This window comes from Paraburkholderia sp. A3BS-1L (assembly GCF_051125215.1).
Taxonomy (GTDB): Bacteria; Pseudomonadota; Gammaproteobacteria; order Burkholderiales; family Burkholderiaceae; genus Paraburkholderia.
In genome coordinates, this window is sequence record NZ_CP120444.1 from 1,175,220 (window position 1) to 1,193,378 (window position 18,159).

Sequence of the window (18,159 nt, forward strand, 5' to 3'; positions counted from 1 at the left end):
TCGTGCGCGTGATCGAATTATAACAAGCAAGCCGGACGGTTGCCAGGCGATTTGGCCTTGCCTGTGTGTGGCTACGCTGTCGTCACGCTCCCGAAGCCCTCAGCGCCGCGAGAATGCCTTTCATCAGTTCGAGCGGCGCAGGCGGGCACCCCGGAATGCTCACGTCCACGGGAACTAGCTGCGAAAGCCCACCGCAAACTGCATAGCTATCCTTAAAGATGCCGCCGGTGCAGGCACACTCGCCAGCCGCTACAACCAGCTTGGGCGCGGGCGTGGCCTCGTAAGCCAGCCGCACCGCTTCGCGCATATTCAGCGCGAGCGGCCCCGTCACCAGCAGCATATCGGCGTGGCGGGGGCTCGCTACAAACCGGATCCCCAATCCCTCGATGTTGTAGTACGGGTTGCCGAGCGCGTGAATCTCCAACTCGCAGCCGTTGCACGAGCCCGCATCGATTTGCCGGATGCACAGCGCGCGGCCGAGCACGTCGAGAATCTGCTGATGCAGTTGCTGGGCCTGGGTGCGCCAGTCGTCGCCGCCGTCCGGCAGCGATTGTGCGGGAGCGCGGGTGTTGGCGATCCGCTTGAGAAGTTGCCACGTCACAGGTCGTGCCCCGCGTAACAGAGGTTGAACGATTTGTTGATCAGCGGGAAGTCGGCCACGATGTTGCCGATGATCGCCACTTCGATCGCGGGCCAGTTTTGCCACGACGGATCATGGCAGTGGCAACGGGCCAGCATGCCGTCTTCCGCGGTTTCCAGCGCGACGAACACCTCGCCGCGCCAGCCTTCGATCCAGCCCGCTCCGAACGAGGACGTGCGGGTGGTGCGGGGCTGCACGGCAACGCCGCCGTCCGGCAGTCCCGCGATGATGGCGCGAATCTGCCGTAGCGATTCGTCCACCTCGCGAAAGCGCAGCGCCACGCGGGCGGCCACGTCGCCGCGCTCGTCGCTGGCGTGGCGCGCGCCGATTTCGCGGTACGGCGTGGGGCCGTGGTCCACGCGCAAGTCCATCGTCGATCCGCTTGCCCGCGCGGCGAGGCCACATACGCCAAGCCGTGCCGCCACGGCGGGCGCGAGCGTGCCGGTTTTCGCGAAACGGTCCTGCAATCCGGCGTGATCGTCATAGATGCGCTGCATCGAGTGAACTTCGTGCTCGATGTGCTCGCACTGCGCGACGATCGCGCTGGCTTGTTGCGCGTCGAGATCGCGCGCCACGCCACCGGGCGCGATCGCGTCGAATAGATAGCGGTGGCCGAATGCGCGCTCGTTCAGGCGCAGCCAGTCCTCCTTCAGACGCGAGAACTGCGCGAGCCCGAGTGCGAATCCGGCGTCGTTGCCGAGCGCGCCCAGGTCGCCGAGATGGTTGGCGACGCGCTCGCGTTCAAGCAGCAGCGCGCGCAGCCATTGCGCGCGTGCGGGAATCGTCGTGCCGAGCGCGCGTTCGAGCGCCATGCAATACGCCCATGCAAACGCGACACTGCTGTCACCGGCAATGCGGGCCGCCACGCGATGGCCGGAAAGCGCCGGCGTGCGCTCGAACAGGCGCTCGATGCCGCGATGCGCGTAGCCGAGCCGCTCTTCCAGCCGCAGTACTTTTTCGCCGACCACGGAGAAGCGGAAGTGTCCGGGCTCGATGGTGCCCGCGTGGATCGGCCCCACCGCGATTTCGTGCACGCCTTCGCCCTCCACGCGCGTGAAGGCGTAATCGGCCTCGTTCGATTCGAAGCGCTCGGTGCCCGATGCGGCCCGGCGCAGCGGGAAATAGTCGGCGGGCCAGTTGCCGTGATTGAGCCACGGTCGCACGTCGCCGGCGCCATGGGCGCGCAGGCCGGTCAGATCGTGGACGGCGCGCTGCATGCGCACCGCGCAGGGAAACAGCGCCGAAAGGTCGGGGTACGCGGCGGCCCCCGACGATGCATCGCAGGCGGTCAGCCGGACCCATAGCAAGCCGTCTTCGACGGCGTAGGCGGCGTTGACGGAGAGGGTGCCGTCGTGGCGCTCGTCGCCCCAGATCGAGATCAGGCGGCCGCCGCTTGCGTCGACTTCGGCGGCCAGGCTCAACCATGCAGCGGCGTCGACTTGCGCGATGAGCGCCGCTGGCGCATCGGCGAAAGTGGCGAGGCGTGCGAGCCCGCGCGAGTGGAGTGTATCGATGCGCATCGCTCAACCTGCGAGTACGGCGCCGGCCGCGCGATACCACGCCGCAAGCCAGGGCGGAATGTAGAGCCCGAGCATGAGCCCGATGCCCAGATGAACGAACACCGGCAGCAGCGCCGGGCGGTATTCGAGCCGCCGCGCCGTGGGTTCGCCGAACGCCATGCCCTGCATGCGCCGGAAAATGACCGCGAAGGCCACGACGAGCGCCAGCATCAGCAAGGGCACGGTCCACGGCAGCGTTTGCAGCGCCGTGGTGAGAATCAGGAATTCGCTCGCGAATACGCCGGACGGCGGCATGCCGAGGATCGCGAGCGTGCCCAGCACCATGCCCCAGCCGACCACGGGGCTCGTGCGCACGAGGCCGCGAATGCCAGCGATCGCCTGGGTGCCGGTTTTTTGTGCGGCATGGCCGACGCTGAAGAAAATCGCCGATTTGATCAGCGCGTGCGCGCTCATGTGCAGCAGCCCCGCGAACGTCGCCATCGGGCCGCCTAGGCCGAACGCGAACGTCATCATGCCCATGTGCTCGATCGAGGAGAACGAGTACAGGCGCTTGGCGTCGGTCTGCCTGAACAGCGAGAACGTCGCGAGCAGCACGGAAACGAGTCCGAAGCCCACCAGCAGGTGTCCGGGCAAACCGTTTTGCAGCGCGCCGTCGGCGAGCACCTTGCAGCGCAGCACCGCGTAAAGCGCCACGTTGAGCAGCAGGCCCGAGAGCACGGCGGAGATCGGCGTCGGGCCTTCGGCGTGCGCGTCGGGCAGCCAGTTGTGCATCGGCACGAGGCCGACCTTGGTGCCATAGCCGATGAGCAAAAACACGAATGCCAGCGACACGATGGCGGGGTCGAGGCTCGCCTTGGCGGCGTTCAGGCTCGTGAGCAGCAGCGCGTCGTCGCCGCCCAGCACGCGGCTCGCGGCGAGATACAGCAAGATCGTGCCGAACAGCGCCTGCGCGATGCCCACGCCGCAGAGGATGAAGTACTTCCAGGCGGCGTCGAGACTGGCCGCCGTGCGATAGACCGCCACCAGCAGCACGGCCGCGAGCGTCGCGGCTTCCATCGCTACCCACAGGACGCCCATGTTGTTGGTCAGCAGCGCGAGCAGCATTGCGAAGACGAACAGTTGGTACATGGCGTGATAAAGCCGCGTGCGGTTCGCGCTCATGCGGCCGCGTTCGCGCTCGACGCGCATATACGGCTTCGAAAAGAGCGCCGTGGTCCAGCCGATCAGCGCGGTGAGCGCCACGAGAAACGCATTGAACGAGTCGACGTGAAACGCATGGCCGAACGCGAACGACGGGCCTTGCGTCATGGTTCGCTGTGCGAGCCAGAGGGCGGCTGCGAGCGTGAGCAGGCTGAAGGCGGCGTTCAGGTCCGGCGCGAGGCGGCGTGCGCCCACGAGCGCGAGGCTTGCACCGGCGAGGAGCGGCAGGCCGAGCACAGCCGCGAGTATCCAGGCGCTATTCATCTTTGCGTTCTTCCAGGCGGTGAATGTCGAGGCTGTCGAACTGCTCGCGGATCTGGAACATGAACACGCCGAGGATCAGCATGCCGACGAGCACGTCGAGCCCGACGCCGAGTTCGACGATCATCGGCATGCCGTTGGTGGCGGCCGCCGCCGCGAAAAAGAGTCCGTTCTCCATCGAGAGAAACGCAATCACCTGCGGCACCGCCTTCGCGCGCGTGATCATCATCATGAACGAGAGCAGCACGCAGGCGAGCGCGATGCCGAGCGTGCCGCGCGCCACTGACGCGGCGAACTGCGTGACCGGCAGCGCCACGTTGAAGGCCACCACCACGAGCACGATGCCCGTGAGCAGCGTGGCGGGAATGTTGAGCAGCGGCTCCACGTCGCTCGTGACGTTCAGCCGTCGCACCATGCGGTAGAGGAGCCAGGGAATCAGCCCGACCTTGAGCACGAACGTGAGCGACGCGGAAATATAGAGGTGCGTGTCGGCGGTCACGTAGCCGAGCACGAGATTGGCCAGCACGAGCGTGACGCCCTGCAGCGTGTAGAGATGGATCAGCGCGAGAATGCGCCGCTGGCTCAGCATCGCGAACGAGATGAGCAGCAGGATCGCGGCGAGGAAGTTGATGATCTGCGTGGCGAGGGCGTGCATTCAGGCCCCCAGCAGGAAATGGACGAGCATGCCGATCACGGCGAGCAGGTAAGCCGTGGCGAGAAACTCGGGCACGCGGAAGAGCCGCATTTTCGCGTTGAGCGTCTCCACCAGCGCGAGCAGCGCGCCGCCCGCGAACAGCTTGGCGAACAGCGCGGGCACGGCCAGCAGCAGCGCGAGCGGGTTGCCCGTTTCGGCAATGCCCCAAGGCACGAATAGCGCAAGGCCGATGCACGAATAGGCGAACAGCTTCAGGCTCGCGGCCCACTCGATCAGCGCGAGATGGCGGCCCGAGTATTCGAGGATCAGCGCCTCGTGGATCATCGTGAGTTCGAGGTGCGTGGCGGGGTTGTCGACGGGCAGGCGCGCGTTCTCCGCGAGCGAGACCATGGCGAACGCAATGCCCGCGAACGCGAGGCTCGGGTAGATGGCGAGCTGGCCGTGGCTCAGCGTGGCGACGATGCGCGTGAGGCCGGTCGACTGCGTGATCAGCGAGGCGGAAAACAGCACCATGAGCAGCGCGGGTTCGGCGAGAAAGCCCACCAGCATTTCACGCCGCGCGCCGAGCGTGCCGAATGCGGTGCCGGTGTCCATGGCGGCGAGCGAGATCGTCACGCGCGCGAGTGCGAACAGGCCCACGAGCGCGATGGCATCGGCGGCCGGCGAAAGCGGCAGATCGGTCGAGAGCGTGGGCACGATCGCGCAGGCCAGCGTCATGCAGCCGAGCACGACATAGGGCGCGAGACGCGTGATCGGGCTCGCGTGCAGCGCGACCACCGACTCCTTGTTGAAGAGCTTGTGCAGCGTGCGGTACGGCTGCCACAAGCTCGGCCCGCGCCGGCCCTGGAGCCGCGCCCGGCAAACGCCGATCCAGCCCGAGAGCAGCGGCGCGGCGGCTAGCGCCACCAGAATTTCGAGCCCTTGCGAGAGCGCTCCGGATAGCGTGATCATCGGCGCACCAGAATGAGCAAGGTGATGAGCGCGAGAAAGCTGCACGTGAGGTAGACCGCGATGCGGCCCGCCTGCAATCGTCCCGCGAGCGCGCCCATCCAGCGCAGGCCGCGCGCGAGCGGCGCGTAGATCCAGGCCCACGTGCGATCCGAGGCCGTGACGCGGTAAGTGGGCTGTGCGTCGAACGGCGACGGCACGCTGCGCTCGATGCGGAACAAGGGCGCGAAGATTTCGCGGATCGGCTGCCCGAAGCCCTCGGCCGAATCCTGCATGCGCGCGGTCACGAACGGATTGCCGCACGCCCATGGCGCGGCGCGGCGCAGCCGTCCGTGATAGAAGCGGCGCACGAGCAGATAAGCGAGCCCGCAGCAGCCCACGAAAAACGCGAGGAAAACGGCGGGCATGTAGCTCGCGCGCTCGACACCGGTGGGCGCGAGCAGCAGCCAGCTACCCGCCTGCATCGCCGCGCCTAGATCGGCGCCCGCTAGCTGCCGCACGACGGGCGTGAGCGCGCGCACCGTCTGCACCGGCATGAGGCCGAGCAGCACGCAGGCCGCGACGAACCAGCCAAAGCCCGCGCGCTCCCAGCGGCCGGCGTCGCGCGCGCGGGCCAGCGACGCTTCGCGCGGCTGCCCGAGGAACACGATGCCGAAGAACTTGACCATGGTGTAGCCCGCGAGCGCGGCGACCAGCGCGATCAGCGCGGCAATGAGCGGTATCGCCATGTTGAGGAACGGGTTCGGCAGCCCCGGCGTAAACAGAAAGCTTTGCAGCAGCAGCCACTCAGACACGAAGCCGGAGAGCGGCGGCAAGCCGGCGCTCGCGAGCGCGCCGACGAGCGCGGCCCAGGCGGTCCAGGGCATGCGGTGAATCAGGCCGCCGAGGCGGCCGAGATTGCGCTCGCCGGTGGCGTGCAGCACGGCGCCGGTGCCGACGAACAAGAGGCTCTTGAACGCCGCGTGGCTCGCGATCTGATAGAGCAGCGCCGTCATGGCCAGCGCCGCGAGCCCGTTCATGCCGAACGCGCGAAACAGCACGGCCAGCCCGAGGCTCACGAACATCAGGCCGATATTTTCGATCGACGAATACGCGAGCAGCCGCTTCATGTCCGACTGGATCGCGCTGAACACCACGCCCAATAGCGCGGTGAAGAGGCCGAGCGCGAGCATCAGTACGCCCCACCAGGCGATCTGCAGGTGCAGCAGGTCGAACACCGTGCGCAGCATGCCGTAGAGGCCGGCTTTCAGCACGAAGCCGCTCATGAGCGCCGAGACCGGCGAGGGCGCGGCGGGATGCGCCTCGGGCAGCCAGACGTGGAGCGGAAAAATGCCGGCCTTCGCGCCGAAGCCGGCCAGCGCGAGCAGGAAGGCCACCGACGCCCAGAGCGGCGAGAGGTGCTGCGCGCGCATGGCGTCGAAGGTGTAGTCGCCCGTGCCAGCCTGTAGTAATCCGAACGAAATCAGCAATGCCAGCGCGCCGGCGTGCGAGATCAGGAAGTAGAGAAATGCCGCGCCGCGAATCTCGGCGATGCGGTGATTGCTCATGACGAGGAAGGTGGCCGAGATCGTCAGCATTTCCCATGCGACGAGAAAGCCGTACGCGTCGTTGGCGAGCAGCACGAGCGCGAGGCTCGCGAGGCACACGTGGTACTCGAAGCACAGCAGGCCTGGCGGCGTGCCTTCGCCCTTGCGGAAATAACCCGACGAGAACGCGCTCACGCCGGCGCTCACGAGGCCGAGCACGGCGAGAAAGTAGGCCGAAAGCGCGTCGATGCGCTCGTGGAACGGCAAACCCGGCAACCCGATGGGTAATACGAGGGTTTGCGCCGGGCCGCGCATGGCATAGACGCCCAGCCCGAACAGCAGCACGCCGAGCAGCGCGCCGGCGGGAAAGAGGCCATGCGCCACCACGCGCGTGCGGCGCGCATACGCGAGCCCCGCGCAACCGATCGCCAGCCAGCCCGCAACGATGCAGAGCGCGAGCTGGATCACGATACGAGATTCCATCGAGCCGGGTCTCCGCTGGGCTGGGCGAGTCGTGGGTGGGCGCTGGGTGTCATGCGGCTCTCGGGACGAAGCGCCGGGCTGAATCACACGTTGAATCGCATGTTGTTAACAGAGAATGTTAACAACATTAACATGCTATCAGAATCGATTTTGCGTTTCCAGAGGGTGTCGAAATGCCCCTGGCGCGACCTCACGCACGTTTAAATGAGATGTTAAGATGATTAACATGCTATTACACTTGGTTGGATCAGGTGGGAGCGTTGCAGGGGAGTAGGCGCATGATTGAAGTAGATGTTCCATTGCTGACCCATGAGAGCAAACGGATCCGCTTGCGGGACGCGGGCGGCGAGCGTGGGCTCGTGGCCGTGGGCGTCGGCCGGGCAGGCGGGCGTGGGTTTCAGCTGCTGCACCGCTTTGCGGCATTGAGCGAGCGGCTCGACGCGGCCGGCGTGCATCTCGTGTTCGTGTATCCGGCGCAATCGGCGCGGCATGTTCAGGACGCGCTTTCGGTGATGGCGGCTCGCTACCGGAACAAGCCTTGCCTGCTGCTGGACGAGGCGGGCCTGTTCTTCGGCGATACGCTGCCGCTCCAACGTCACAGCGTCATGCGCTTCGACGGGCGTATGGCCTGCGTCGAAACGCTGGAGATCGACGCGCGGGAAACGGACTGGGACGCGCGGCTGGGCGAGTTTCTGGCTGGCGTGCTTGCGGATGGCGCGTGAGCGCTGCGGGGAAAACGGGGGGCGGGTCAATCCGTCGCTACGATCCGGTCAATCCGGAAGCAGGCCGGGCCCCACGATCCACTACGGGCGTCCGGATTCGATTATAATTTGATTAACATATCTGGACTGGACTCCCAAGACCCGCGTGATGGAAACCAAGAGCGCCCGACTGACGATTCTGATCGACCCCGCGAAGAAGGCGGCATTTGAAGAGCTGTGCTCGGCACAGGATTTGACGCCCTCGCAGGTGGTCCGCCAATTGATCCGCGACTACCTCGCGCAGCATGGCGTGACCTACAAGACGCAGAGTACCGTCGGCACGCGCGCGCGCCGGTGAATGCCGGCGTCGCCCGCCGACTACGTAATAACCGCTTTAAACAGGCTTGAGAGTTGAACATGACCGCATTACCGCCGTGCCCGCAATGCAATTCCGAATTCACCTATGAAGACGGCGCCGTTTATATCTGCCCCGAATGCGGCCACGAGTGGGGCGCGCATGCCGAGGCTGCCGCAGCCGAGCCCGCGGGCAAGGTGTATCGCGATTCGGCGGGCAATATCCTGCAGGATGGCGATACCGTTACCGTCATTAAGGACCTGAAACTGAAGGGTGGTGGCGGCGTGATCAAGATGGGCACCAAGGTGAAGAACATTCGCCTCGTCGATAGCGATCACGACATCGACTGCAAGGTCGACGGTTTTGGTGCAATGAGCCTGAAGTCGGAATTCGTCAAGAAGGCCTAACGAAAAAACGCGGTAAAAACGCGGGAAAGAGGCGGATCGACATGGACCAGACTCCCGGCAGTTCCGCTTCACCCATCACCATAGCGCGCGCCGACTTCGGCCGCGTTTCCGTGCTGTTCGGCGCGATGAGCGGTAAGTATCCGGATGGCAATCAGGTGCTCATTCGCGGCTCGGACACGCGCGCGGCTTTCGATACGCCGCTTGTCTCGAACCACATCGGCGCTGAATTCGAGGCAACCGAACTGGTGGTGATGGGGCACGTGCACGAAGACCATATGGCGGGCCTCCATCGCATTCCTCGCGCCGCTGTGCATGTGCACGAGGCCGATTTGCCGGCGATTCGCAGTTGGGACGGCATGATCGGCGCCTATGGCATGCTTGGCGCCGGCGTGAAGGGCGAGGCGGCATTGCTGGCCATGCTCCAGCGCGACTTCTTCTATGCGCCGCGGCCGGACGCGCAGGGCTATGTGGACGGTGCCTGCTGGGATCTCGGCCAGTCGCGCATTCGCGCATTTCATCTGCCCGGTCATACCGCCGGCCACTGTGTTCTGCTGGTCGAGCCCGAGGGCGTGGCCTTCACCGGCGATATCGACCTGACGGGTTTCGGGCCTTACTACGGTGACGGTAGTTCGAGCCTGCGCGATTTTCGCCGCAGCATCGCGCGGCTTGCCGACATTCCGGCGAAGGTTTGGGTCACTTCGCATCATCGCGGTGTGTATACCGACCGCGAGCATTTCTTGCGCGACCTCCAGGCGTTCGGCGCAAAAATCGATGAGCGCGAACAGCGCCTGCTGGCGTGGCTCAGGGAATCGCCAAAGACGCTGGAGCAACTCGTCGAGCAGCGGTTGCTCTATCCGCTGGGCTACGAAGGGCCTTGGGTGGTGTCCGCCGAGACGCGGACGATTTCGCAGCATCTGGCCGAGTTGCTGGCCGATAGGCGGGTCGTTGTGGATGAGGAAGGCGTTTACCGGCTTGGGTGACGGGGCAGTGCCCCGTGTCACCACTTGGTCAATTGCCAGAATGCACCAACGCACCCAAAGAATGAGCACGTCGCGGTCAAAGTGACGGCCAGCGAACAGCCCGTCCAGATTCTTCAGTTTGCTCATGGCAGGCCCTGAAATCGGTCAGGTCCGGACTCTAATCAATTCGTTGATTGCTGTTTGCACCACAACCGCTACGCCTTCATCGCCGCGCAACCGTCAGGTTGCGTAAAAGACTAGAGCGGGGTTTCCGGATTTGCGACCAATGGGTTGCCAAATGCCGGGAGCGCCTACAATCTAGCCGTACGGATTAAAGGACGAGCGGCAATGCGGATTCTCGTGATCGAAGACGAACCCAAGACGGGTGCCTACCTGAAGAAGGGTTTCGAGGAATCGGGCTACGCCGTCGACGTGGCTACGGATGGCGCCGAGGGCCTGATTCTCGCGAGGGAAGAGACGTACGACGTGATCGTGCTCGACGTGATGCTGCCGGCCATGGACGGCTGGTCGGTGCTCAAGGTGCTGCGCACGACGCACACCACGCCGGTGCTGTTCCTTACCGCGCGCGACGACGTGAGCGACCGCGTCAAGGGGCTGGAGCTGGGCGGCGATGATTACCTCGTCAAGCCGTTTGCGTTCGTCGAACTGCTCGCGCGCGTGCGCACGCTCGCGCGGCGCGGCCCTCCACGCGAGAGCGACGTGATGACGCTGGGCGACCTCGAGATCGACGTCACACGGCGGCGCGTGAAACGCGGCACCGCACGCATCGACCTCACGCCGCGCGAATTTTCGCTGCTGCAACTGCTTGTGCGCCGCCAGGGTGAGGTCCTCACGCGCACGCAGATCGCCTCGTACGTGTGGGACATGAATTTCGACAGCGACACCAACGTAGTCGAAGTCGCCATCCGGCGCCTGCGCGCCAAGGTCGACGACGAGTTTCCCGTGAAGCTCATCCACACCGTGCGCGGCGTGGGCTACGTGGCCGAAATCAAAGAGTCCGCCTGATGGCCGCGCGCTCGCTGACCGCTACGCTCGCGCTCAGTTTCGCGGGCACCACGCTTGCTGTGTTCGCGTTGGTGGGCAGCACGCTCTATTTCACGCTCGGCCGCGAAATCCGGCAGCAAGACGATCTCGACATCGTGCTGATCGCACGCCACACGCGTCGGCTTGCCGGGGAGCTGCACAACGCGCAGGACGTAAGCGCGCATGCGCCGCGGCTCACGAGCCAGGTGCTCGGCAATTCCGCGCTGGCTATGGAGATACTCGGCGCCAACGGTGCGAGCCTGGTGGAGCACAACACGCAGCGCGTTGCCGACGAAAAGTTTCCCGCCACGCCGCTGGCGTCGCGCCTCGTTGCAACACAACGCATCACGGAAGACGACGTGCGCGAGTGGCGCAACGCGCGCGATGTGCCGGTGCGCGGGCTCGCCGCTGACGCGACGCTCGCCGACGGCATGCCCGTCACCGTGGTGATCGCGCGCGACATGAGCGACCGCTGGCGCGTGCTCGACCACTATCGCGAGCGGCTCTACGGGTTCGGTTTTGCAGGCATGCTGCTCGCATTCCTGATGAGCTGGCTGCTCGTGCGCGAATCGCTGCGCCCGCTACGCGAGATGGCCGCGCGCGCGGAGACGGTCACAGTCGACCGGCTCGATACGTCCATCGAAGTGGACGGTGCGCCACGCGAGCTCGATGCGCTCGTGAAGTCGCTCAACGCGATGCTCGAGCGGCTGCACGGCGGCTTTGAGCGCATGTCGCAATACACGGCCGATCTCGCGCACGACATGCGTACGCCGCTCGGCAACCTGCGCGGCGCGACCGAGGTGGCGCTCGCACGCGAGCGCACGTCGCCCGAATACGAGGCGCTGCTCGAATCGAATCTGGAGGAATGCGCGCGGCTCTCGCGCATGATTGAGAGTGTGATTTTCCTCGCGCGCGCGGAGCATCCGCAGTTCATGACGACACTCGCAGAATTCGACGTCGTTGAGGCACTCACGCAGATCGCCGACTACTTCGAAGGTCTCGCCGACGAGGCCGGCGTGCGCATCCGAGTGACGGGTGAGGGGCGTCTGCGCGCGGATCGAGAGCTGTTCCGGCGTGCGGTCAGCAATCTGCTCGCCAACGCGCTGCGCTATACGCCGCACGGTGGCGAGATCACTCTGAGCGCCGGGCAAACGCCCATGACGCTTGACGTCACGGTGGCGAATCCGGGCCCGCCTATCGATGCCGCGCTGCTTGAGCGCATCTTCGACCGCTTCTACCGCGTGGATGCCTCGCGCCACAGCGAGCCGCAAGCGGCGGGCTCGGCCGGGCTTGGGCTCGCGATCGTGCGCACGATCATGACACTGCACGGCGGCACGGCGCGTGCGGAAAGCGACGCCGCCGGCACGCGCTTCATCCTTTCGTTTGCGCGGCGCTGAGTGGCTTGCCGCCGCTGTTTGCGTTGCCGTTGGCGTTACCGTTGCCACTCGACGATTCGCTTTTTCCCTTCAGCACCTCGCGATCCCATCCGCCGCCGAGCGCTTCGAGCAGATGCACGCTCGCGTCGAGCCGACGCTGCGCGATCTGCTCTTCGTTGCGCTCGTTTTGCAGCGCAATGGTCTGCGCCGTCACCACGTCGAGATAGTTCACGGCGCCCGCCTGATAGCGATTGGTCGTGAGTTTCAGCGACAGTTGCGCGGCGGCTGTCGCGCGCTTCTGGCTGTCTGCTTCGCCCGCGAGCGTGCCGAGTGCGCTCAGGTTGTCCTCGACCTGCTGGAACGCCGTGAGCACCGTTTGCCGGTAAGCGGCAACGGACGCGTCGTATTGCGCGTTGGCGCCCTTGAGCGTGGCTTCGCGCCTGCCGCCGTCGAACAGCGTGCCCGCGAGTTGCGCACCGAGTGACCAGAAGAGGCTGGGCGCCGTGAGCCATGGCGCGAAGAACGTGCTTTCGAGTCCGGCCGATGCCGATAACGTGAGGTCAGGATAGAAGGCCGCATGCGCCTCGCCGATGCGTGCGTTGGCGGCGGCCACGCGCCGCTCTGCGGCGGCGATGTCGGGGCGCCGTTCGAGCAACGCGGACGGCACGCTCGGGGGAATCGACGGCACATCAGCTGGCTCGACCAGCGGTGGCAGGGCGAATGTCGAAGCGGGCACGCCGATCAACGTCGCGATCGCATGCTGAAGCTGCGCGCGCCGCACGTCGATGTCCTGGTCTGCCGTGCGCGCACTTTCGAGCTGCGTCTGCGCCTGCGCGACCGCCGAGGCATCGATGGCGCCGTCCGCGAGCTGCTGCTGGACAATGCGCAGCGCGGCGCTATACGCGGTTACGGTATCGTCCAGCAGCTTCTTTTGGCGATCGAGCGAGCGCAGATCGAAGTAGTCGGAAGCTAGATCGCTCGCCACCGAGAGGCGCACCGATTCGAGATCGGCCTGGCTCGCCTGGGCGTTGTCGCGCGCCTCCACCGTGGCGTCCTTCACACGGCCGAACAGATCAGGCTCCCAGCTCGCACCCACGCCCACCGAATAGTCGGGAATCGTCTTGCCCGCAAGCGAGCGGTCCACGACGTTCTGCGAGGTGCGGTAGCGCTGCACAGTAGTGCCCGCCGTGACGGTGGGCGAGTAACCTGCGTGCTGATAATCGACCATCGCGCGGGCGCTCTGAAGCTGTGCGACAGCCTGCTTCACGGTCTGGTTCGAAACGTCTACGCGCGCTTCGAGCTGGTTGAGCTCCGCGTCGTGGAAAATGGTCCACCAGGGACCGCGCGGCTTGCCGTCGGCGGGCGCCGCAACGGCCCAGCCGGACGTGGACTGTGGCGCGTTCGCGTAGCGCGCGGGCACGGCGACTTCGGGCGCGCTGTAATGCGGCAGCGTCGTGCAGGCGGCAAGCATTGCTGCGGTGCAGGCCGCGACGATCTTGCGAATCGTGCTTACAGGGGCGGCACAAATGTCGAACATGATGGACCTCGCTTATGCCTTGCCGTGCGGCGAACCCGTAGCCGTGCTGGGTGTGCCCGTGGAACTGACCGCCATGCGCACGCTTTGGCCGTTCGCGATGGCATCGCCGGGATTGTTGATGACGCGGTCGGTGGGGGCGAGTCCGGTGGCGATTTCAACGTACGTGCCGAAGTCGCGGCCGATGCTCACCTGATGCAACTGCACTTTGGTCTGGGTATCGACCACGGCGACGGTCACGCCGTCGGGGCGGAACAAGAGTGCGCTCACCGGCAATTCGAGCGCGGGCGTGGCGGTCGTGAGCGCGAGATGGACCTGGGCATAGGCGCCAGGCATGAGCGCCCCATCGTGGTTGTCGACATCGACTTCCACGTGCAGCGTGCGGCTCACCGGATCGATTGCGTTGGCGCTGCGTGCGACTATCGCCGGAAAGCGGCGCCCTGGATACTGCTGCGTTGTGATCCAGACAGCGGTGCCTGGCGTGACGAGGCCCGCGTCATCCTGCGGCACGTCTACGTAGACGCGCAGCCGGTCGGTCTGCACTATGTGGAAGAGTTCGCCGGGCATCGTGGCAAGACCGGGCGTGCCGCCAGCGGTCACAAGCGCACCCACCTGGACGTTGCGCACAGTAATGACGCCATCGAACGGCGCCGTCACGTCCTGGTAAGCGACCAACTCCTGAAGCCGCGCAACATTGGCCTGCGCGGCCTGCAGCGTGGCGAGCTTTGCGGCGGCGTCGCTCGTTTTCGCATCGGCGTCCTGCTGCGCAACCGACTGCGTCTGCAGCATCGTCTGCCAGCGCTGTGCGGTGCTGCTCGCAAAGCGGTAGTTGGCCTGCGCCGTTGCCTCGTCGGCGCGCGCCTGCTGCAATTGCGCGTCGAGCTCGGGCGTGTCGATCTGCGCGAGCCTCTGGCCTGCCTTCACGTGCGCGCCGATATCGGCGTACCAGTGCTGCACATAACCGCTCGTGCGTGCGTAGATCGATGCGTCGGCCCACGGCGTGACCGCGCCGGGCAGCAGCAGGTCCTGAGTCGCGGGCGCGGGCTTGGGCGTAATCGTCGAGACGATCAGCTCGCGCTGGACCGCCACCTGCGCGGCCTGCGCCTTGTGCGCGGAGAGCTTGGGTACGATGCCAGCCGCGAGCAGCGCGAGAACGAGGCAGCCCGCGCCGAGCACAAGTGCACGACGTTTGCGCCTGCCCGACGAAGGCGCTGTAGATGATGAAGGCGAGGGCGGCATTGCGGAGCCGGCATGCGCATCCGGGTCGTGCGCGGCGCCGCGATCCTCGGGCGGAGGTTGCGTGGTCATTTGAATTCCTTATTGAACGTGAGTGACGGTATCGGTGTTGGAGTCGGCATCGGAGTTGCCGGCCCGCGCCGCGCGGCGTTTCGCGAGCCAGCCGTGGACCATGCCGAACACGACGGGAACGAACACGAGCGTTGAAAGCGTGCCGATCGCAAGGCCGCCGATCACGGCGCGTCCGAGCGGCGCGTTCTGTTCACCACCATCGCCGAGACCGAGCGCCATCGGCAGCATGCCGATCAGCATCGCAAGCGCCGTCATCACGACTGGTCGAAAGCGGTTAAAACCGGCTTCGAGCGCGGCGTCGAGCGGCGCCATGCCTGCGGCGAGCGACTCGCGCGCCGCGTTGATCACGAGAATGCTATTGGCCGTCGCGATGCCGATGCACAGGATCGTGCCAGTGAGCGCGGGCACGGAAATCGTCGTCTGCGTGACGAAGAGCATCCAGGCAATGCCGGCCATCGAGGAGGGCAGGCCGCTGATGATGATGAGCGGATCGAGCCACGACTGGAAATTCACGACCATCAGCAGATAGACGAGCGCGATCGCGAAGATGAGGCCGAGTACCAGGCCGCTGAACGAGGCATTCATTGACTGCACCTGGCCGCGTATCACGATCGAGGAGCCCGGCGGCAACTGGGCGCGCGCGGCATTCACGAGCTTCGTCACATCGGAGGCCACGCCGCCGAGGTCGCGCCCCTGCGTGGAGGCGAAGATGTCGAGCACGGGCTGCACGTTGTAGTGCGAGACCACCGCTTCCTGTTCGCTGCGCGAGACCGTGCCAAGCGAACCGAGCTGGTTCTGCGGATTGGCGGTGACGGGCTGCGTCGTGATGGGAATATTGGCGAGTGTCTGCAGCGAATGAATGTCGTACTGCGGCACCATCGCCATGAGCGGGTAGCTCACGCCGTTCTTCGGATCGAGCCAGAAGTTCGGCGTGGTCTGCGAGCTGCCCGAGAGCGCGATCAGCAGATTTTGCGCGACATCGCGTTGCGTGAGCCCGGCCTGCATGGCCTTGGTGCGGTCCACATTCACATTGAGCGTGGGTTCGTCACCGGGCTGCTGAATGCGCGCATCCACGAGACCGCGCACGCCACGCATCTGATCGAGCAGATGATTCGCCACAACGCGGTTCTGCGCCAGCTTGTTGCCCACGATCTGCACGTCGATGGGTGCGGGCAGGCCGAAGTTGAGGATCTGACTCACGATGTCGGCCGGCAGGAACGAGAAGGTCACGCCCGGAAACGACGTATCGAGCACGTTGCGCAGCGTCGCCACGTATTGCGCGGTGGGCTTGTGTTTGGGCGTGAGCGTGACGAGGATGTCCGCGTCCTCGGGGCCGATCGAGTCCGAAGAGTCGTACGTGAGGTTGATGCCGCTTACCGGCAGGCCGATGTTGTCGAGCACCGAAGCCTGTTCGGAGGCAGGAATCACGGTGCGGATCTTCGCTTCCACTTCGTCGGTGATGCGTGCGGTCTCTTCGATGCGCGTGCCAGTGGGCGCGCGCAGATGCAGGCGGATTTCGCCCGAATCGACAGCGGGGAAGAAGTCGCGTCCCGTGAATGGCAGGAGCACGAGCGAGCTCAGGCAGATGACGAGCCATATCACGACGAAACGGCGGCGACGAGCAATGGCCCCTTGCAGTACAGCGCAATAGCGGCTGCGCACCGCTTCGAAACGTTGTTCGAAGCCCTGCTGGAATCGGCTCAGCTTGCCGGCGAGCCCTCGTGCAGGCTCGCTGTTGTGGGAACGGCCGCGCAGCAGATACATCGCGAGCGTGGGAATGAGCGTGCGAGAGAAGAAGTACGAAGCACACATGGCGAACACCACGGCTTCGGCCATCGGCACGAAAAGATAGTGCGCGACGCCCGTGAGCAGGAACATCGGTATGAACACGATGCAGATCGAGAGCGTCGAGACGAAGGTCGGCACGGCAATCTCGCCTGAGCCGTTGAGGATCGCATCGTGCAAGGGCGCGCCGCGTTCGAGGTGATGCGTGATGTTCTCGATCGCGACGGTGGCATCGTCCACGAGGATACCCACCGCGAGTGCGAGCCCGCCCAGCGTCATGATATTGATGGTCTGGCCGAGCGCGGAAAGCGCGATCAGCGAGGTGAGCACGGAAAGCGGAATCGTCACCGCGATAATCAGCGTGGCACGCCAGCTACCGAGAAAGAGCAGGATCATCGCAGCCGTGAGGCACGCGGCAATGAGCGCCTCGCGCACCACGCCCGAAATGGCGGACTTCACGAACAGCGACTGGTCGGAGAGCGGCGTGATCTTGAGCGCACTGGGCAGGCCTGCGGAGATTTTCGGCAGCATCGCTTTGACCTGCTGAATGATCGTGAGCGTGGAGGCGCTGCCGGTCTTCTGCACCGTGAGCAGCGCGGCGCGCTTGCCGTTCGCGCGCACGATATTGGTCTGCGGCGCATAGCCGTCGATCACGTGCGCAACGTCCCGCACATAGACCACGTCACCTTTCACGGTCTTGATGGGCAGGTCGTTGAGCGCCGCGACTGTCTGCGTGCTGCCGTTCATCTCCACGTTGTATTCGCGCGTGCCGATCTTGGCCGTGCCGCCTGGGAGGATCAGGTTCTGTGCGTTGACGGCGTTCACGACGTCGATGGGCGCGAGGCCCTTGGCCTGCAACGCCTTCGGATCGAGCTGCACCATGATCTGGCGGATCTTGCCTCCATAGGGCAGCGGCACAGCCGCCCCCTGCACCGTGGCAAGTTGTGTGCGGATGAAGCTGTTGCCGAGGTCATAGAGTGACTGCTCGGGCAGCCTATCGCTGGAGAGGCCGAGTTGAAGCGCGGGCACCGTCGAGGCGCTGTAGGTGATGATGTTCGGCGGCAGCGTGCCGGGTGGCAGTATCCGCAGGATCGATGCGGAGTTCGAGGCTGCTTCGGCAATGGCGCGATTGATGTCGGCGCCCGGGTGGAAGAACACCTTCACGACCGACACGCCGTTGAGCGACTGCGATTCGATGTGCTCGATGTCGTCGACGTCCGAGGTAAGGGCGCGCTCGTAGTTCGAGGTGATGCGATGCGCCATGTCTTCGGCCGAAAAGCCGTTGTACGTCCACACGATGCTGACGACCGGAATGTCGATGTTCGGAAAAATGTCCGTGGGCGTGCGCATGATCGCGAGCGGCCCGAGGATGAAGAGCAGCACGGCGAGCACGATGAACGTGTAGGGGCGCCTGAGCGCCAGTTTGACGATCCACATGACGGTGTCCGGTTTGAGGC

General features: G+C 65.5%; 15 protein-coding genes. 6 read left to right on the forward strand and 9 right to left on the reverse strand.

Annotated features, from left to right (window positions below):
- Positions 1-82: 82 nt before the first annotated feature.
- Genes P5W99_RS30460 through hyfB form a run of 6 tightly spaced genes read right to left on the reverse strand, consistent with a single transcriptional unit; the run spans position 83 to position 7,233 of the window.
- Positions 83-601 (reverse strand): NADH-quinone oxidoreductase subunit B family protein, encoded by a 519-nt coding sequence (locus P5W99_RS30460; RefSeq protein ID WP_421027529.1) that lies wholly within the window; start codon positions 599-601, stop codon positions 83-85.
- Positions 598-2,160: an NADH-quinone oxidoreductase subunit C gene (locus P5W99_RS30465; protein WP_434664809.1), complete on the reverse strand. Its 1,563-nt coding sequence runs from the start codon at positions 2,158-2,160 to the stop codon at positions 598-600. Before P5W99_RS30465 ends, P5W99_RS30460 begins: the two co-directional genes overlap by 4 nt.
- 3 nt (positions 2,161-2,163) lie before the next feature.
- Entirely contained in the window at positions 2,164-3,624 is a 1,461-nt protein-coding gene (locus P5W99_RS30470) for a hydrogenase 4 subunit F (protein ID WP_421027531.1), read from the reverse strand.
- The gene (locus tag P5W99_RS30475) at positions 3,617-4,276 is read right to left on the reverse strand and encodes a formate hydrogenlyase (RefSeq protein ID WP_421027532.1); all 660 of its coding nucleotides are present in this window, start codon (positions 4,274-4,276) and stop codon (positions 3,617-3,619) included. Before P5W99_RS30475 ends, P5W99_RS30470 begins: the two co-directional genes overlap by 8 nt.
- Positions 4,277-5,227, reverse strand: a complete 951-nt coding sequence (locus P5W99_RS30480) for a respiratory chain complex I subunit 1 family protein (protein WP_421027533.1) — start codon at positions 5,225-5,227, stop codon at positions 4,277-4,279.
- The gene (gene hyfB / locus P5W99_RS30485) at positions 5,224-7,233 is read right to left on the reverse strand and encodes a hydrogenase 4 subunit B (RefSeq protein ID WP_434664812.1); all 2,010 of its coding nucleotides are present in this window, start codon (positions 7,231-7,233) and stop codon (positions 5,224-5,226) included. The genes P5W99_RS30480 and hyfB overlap by 4 nt, the downstream gene beginning before the upstream one ends.
- 278 nt (positions 7,234-7,511) lie before the next feature.
- On the opposite strand from hyfB, the gene P5W99_RS30490 reads away from it, so the two are divergent.
- From P5W99_RS30490 to P5W99_RS30515, 6 genes are all read left to right on the forward strand, one after another.
- Complete coding sequence (locus P5W99_RS30490) at positions 7,512-7,955, forward strand: hypothetical protein (protein ID WP_421027535.1); 444 nt, start codon at positions 7,512-7,514, stop codon at positions 7,953-7,955.
- A 148-nt stretch (positions 7,956-8,103) separates the two neighbouring features.
- On the forward strand, positions 8,104-8,292 hold the full coding sequence (locus P5W99_RS30495) for a ribbon-helix-helix protein, CopG family (protein ID WP_421027536.1): 189 nt from the start codon (positions 8,104-8,106) through the stop codon (positions 8,290-8,292).
- Between the two features lie 59 nt (positions 8,293-8,351).
- Positions 8,352-8,696 carry a zinc ribbon domain-containing protein YjdM gene (locus P5W99_RS30500; RefSeq protein ID WP_421027537.1) on the forward strand — a complete coding sequence of 115 codons (345 nt, stop codon included), beginning with the start codon at positions 8,352-8,354 and terminating at the stop codon, positions 8,694-8,696.
- A gap of 41 nt (positions 8,697-8,737) precedes the next feature.
- Positions 8,738-9,676: an MBL fold metallo-hydrolase gene (locus tag P5W99_RS30505; RefSeq protein WP_421027538.1), complete on the forward strand. Its 939-nt coding sequence runs from the start codon at positions 8,738-8,740 to the stop codon at positions 9,674-9,676.
- A gap of 327 nt (positions 9,677-10,003) precedes the next feature.
- Complete coding sequence (locus P5W99_RS30510; RefSeq protein WP_421027539.1) at positions 10,004-10,681, forward strand: heavy metal response regulator transcription factor; 678 nt, start codon at positions 10,004-10,006, stop codon at positions 10,679-10,681.
- The gene (locus P5W99_RS30515; protein ID WP_434664814.1) at positions 10,681-12,096 is read left to right on the forward strand and encodes a heavy metal sensor histidine kinase; all 1,416 of its coding nucleotides are present in this window, start codon (positions 10,681-10,683) and stop codon (positions 12,094-12,096) included. The genes P5W99_RS30510 and P5W99_RS30515 overlap by 1 nt, the downstream gene beginning before the upstream one ends.
- Here P5W99_RS30515 and P5W99_RS30520 read toward each other — a convergent pair.
- The 3 genes from P5W99_RS30520 to P5W99_RS30530 are packed head-to-tail and all read right to left on the reverse strand — an operon-like array spanning position 12,071 to position 18,139.
- Positions 12,071-13,612 carry an efflux transporter outer membrane subunit gene (locus P5W99_RS30520; RefSeq protein ID WP_421027541.1) on the reverse strand — a complete coding sequence of 514 codons (1,542 nt, stop codon included), beginning with the start codon at positions 13,610-13,612 and terminating at the stop codon, positions 12,071-12,073. The two genes, P5W99_RS30515 and P5W99_RS30520, sit on opposite strands and share 26 nt — an antisense overlap.
- 12 nt (positions 13,613-13,624) lie before the next feature.
- Positions 13,625-14,917: an efflux RND transporter periplasmic adaptor subunit gene (locus P5W99_RS30525; RefSeq protein WP_421027542.1), complete on the reverse strand. Its 1,293-nt coding sequence runs from the start codon at positions 14,915-14,917 to the stop codon at positions 13,625-13,627.
- A 9-nt stretch (positions 14,918-14,926) separates the two neighbouring features.
- The gene (locus P5W99_RS30530; protein WP_434664816.1) at positions 14,927-18,139 is read right to left on the reverse strand and encodes an efflux RND transporter permease subunit; all 3,213 of its coding nucleotides are present in this window, start codon (positions 18,137-18,139) and stop codon (positions 14,927-14,929) included.
- Between the last annotated feature and the right edge of the window lie 20 nt (positions 18,140-18,159).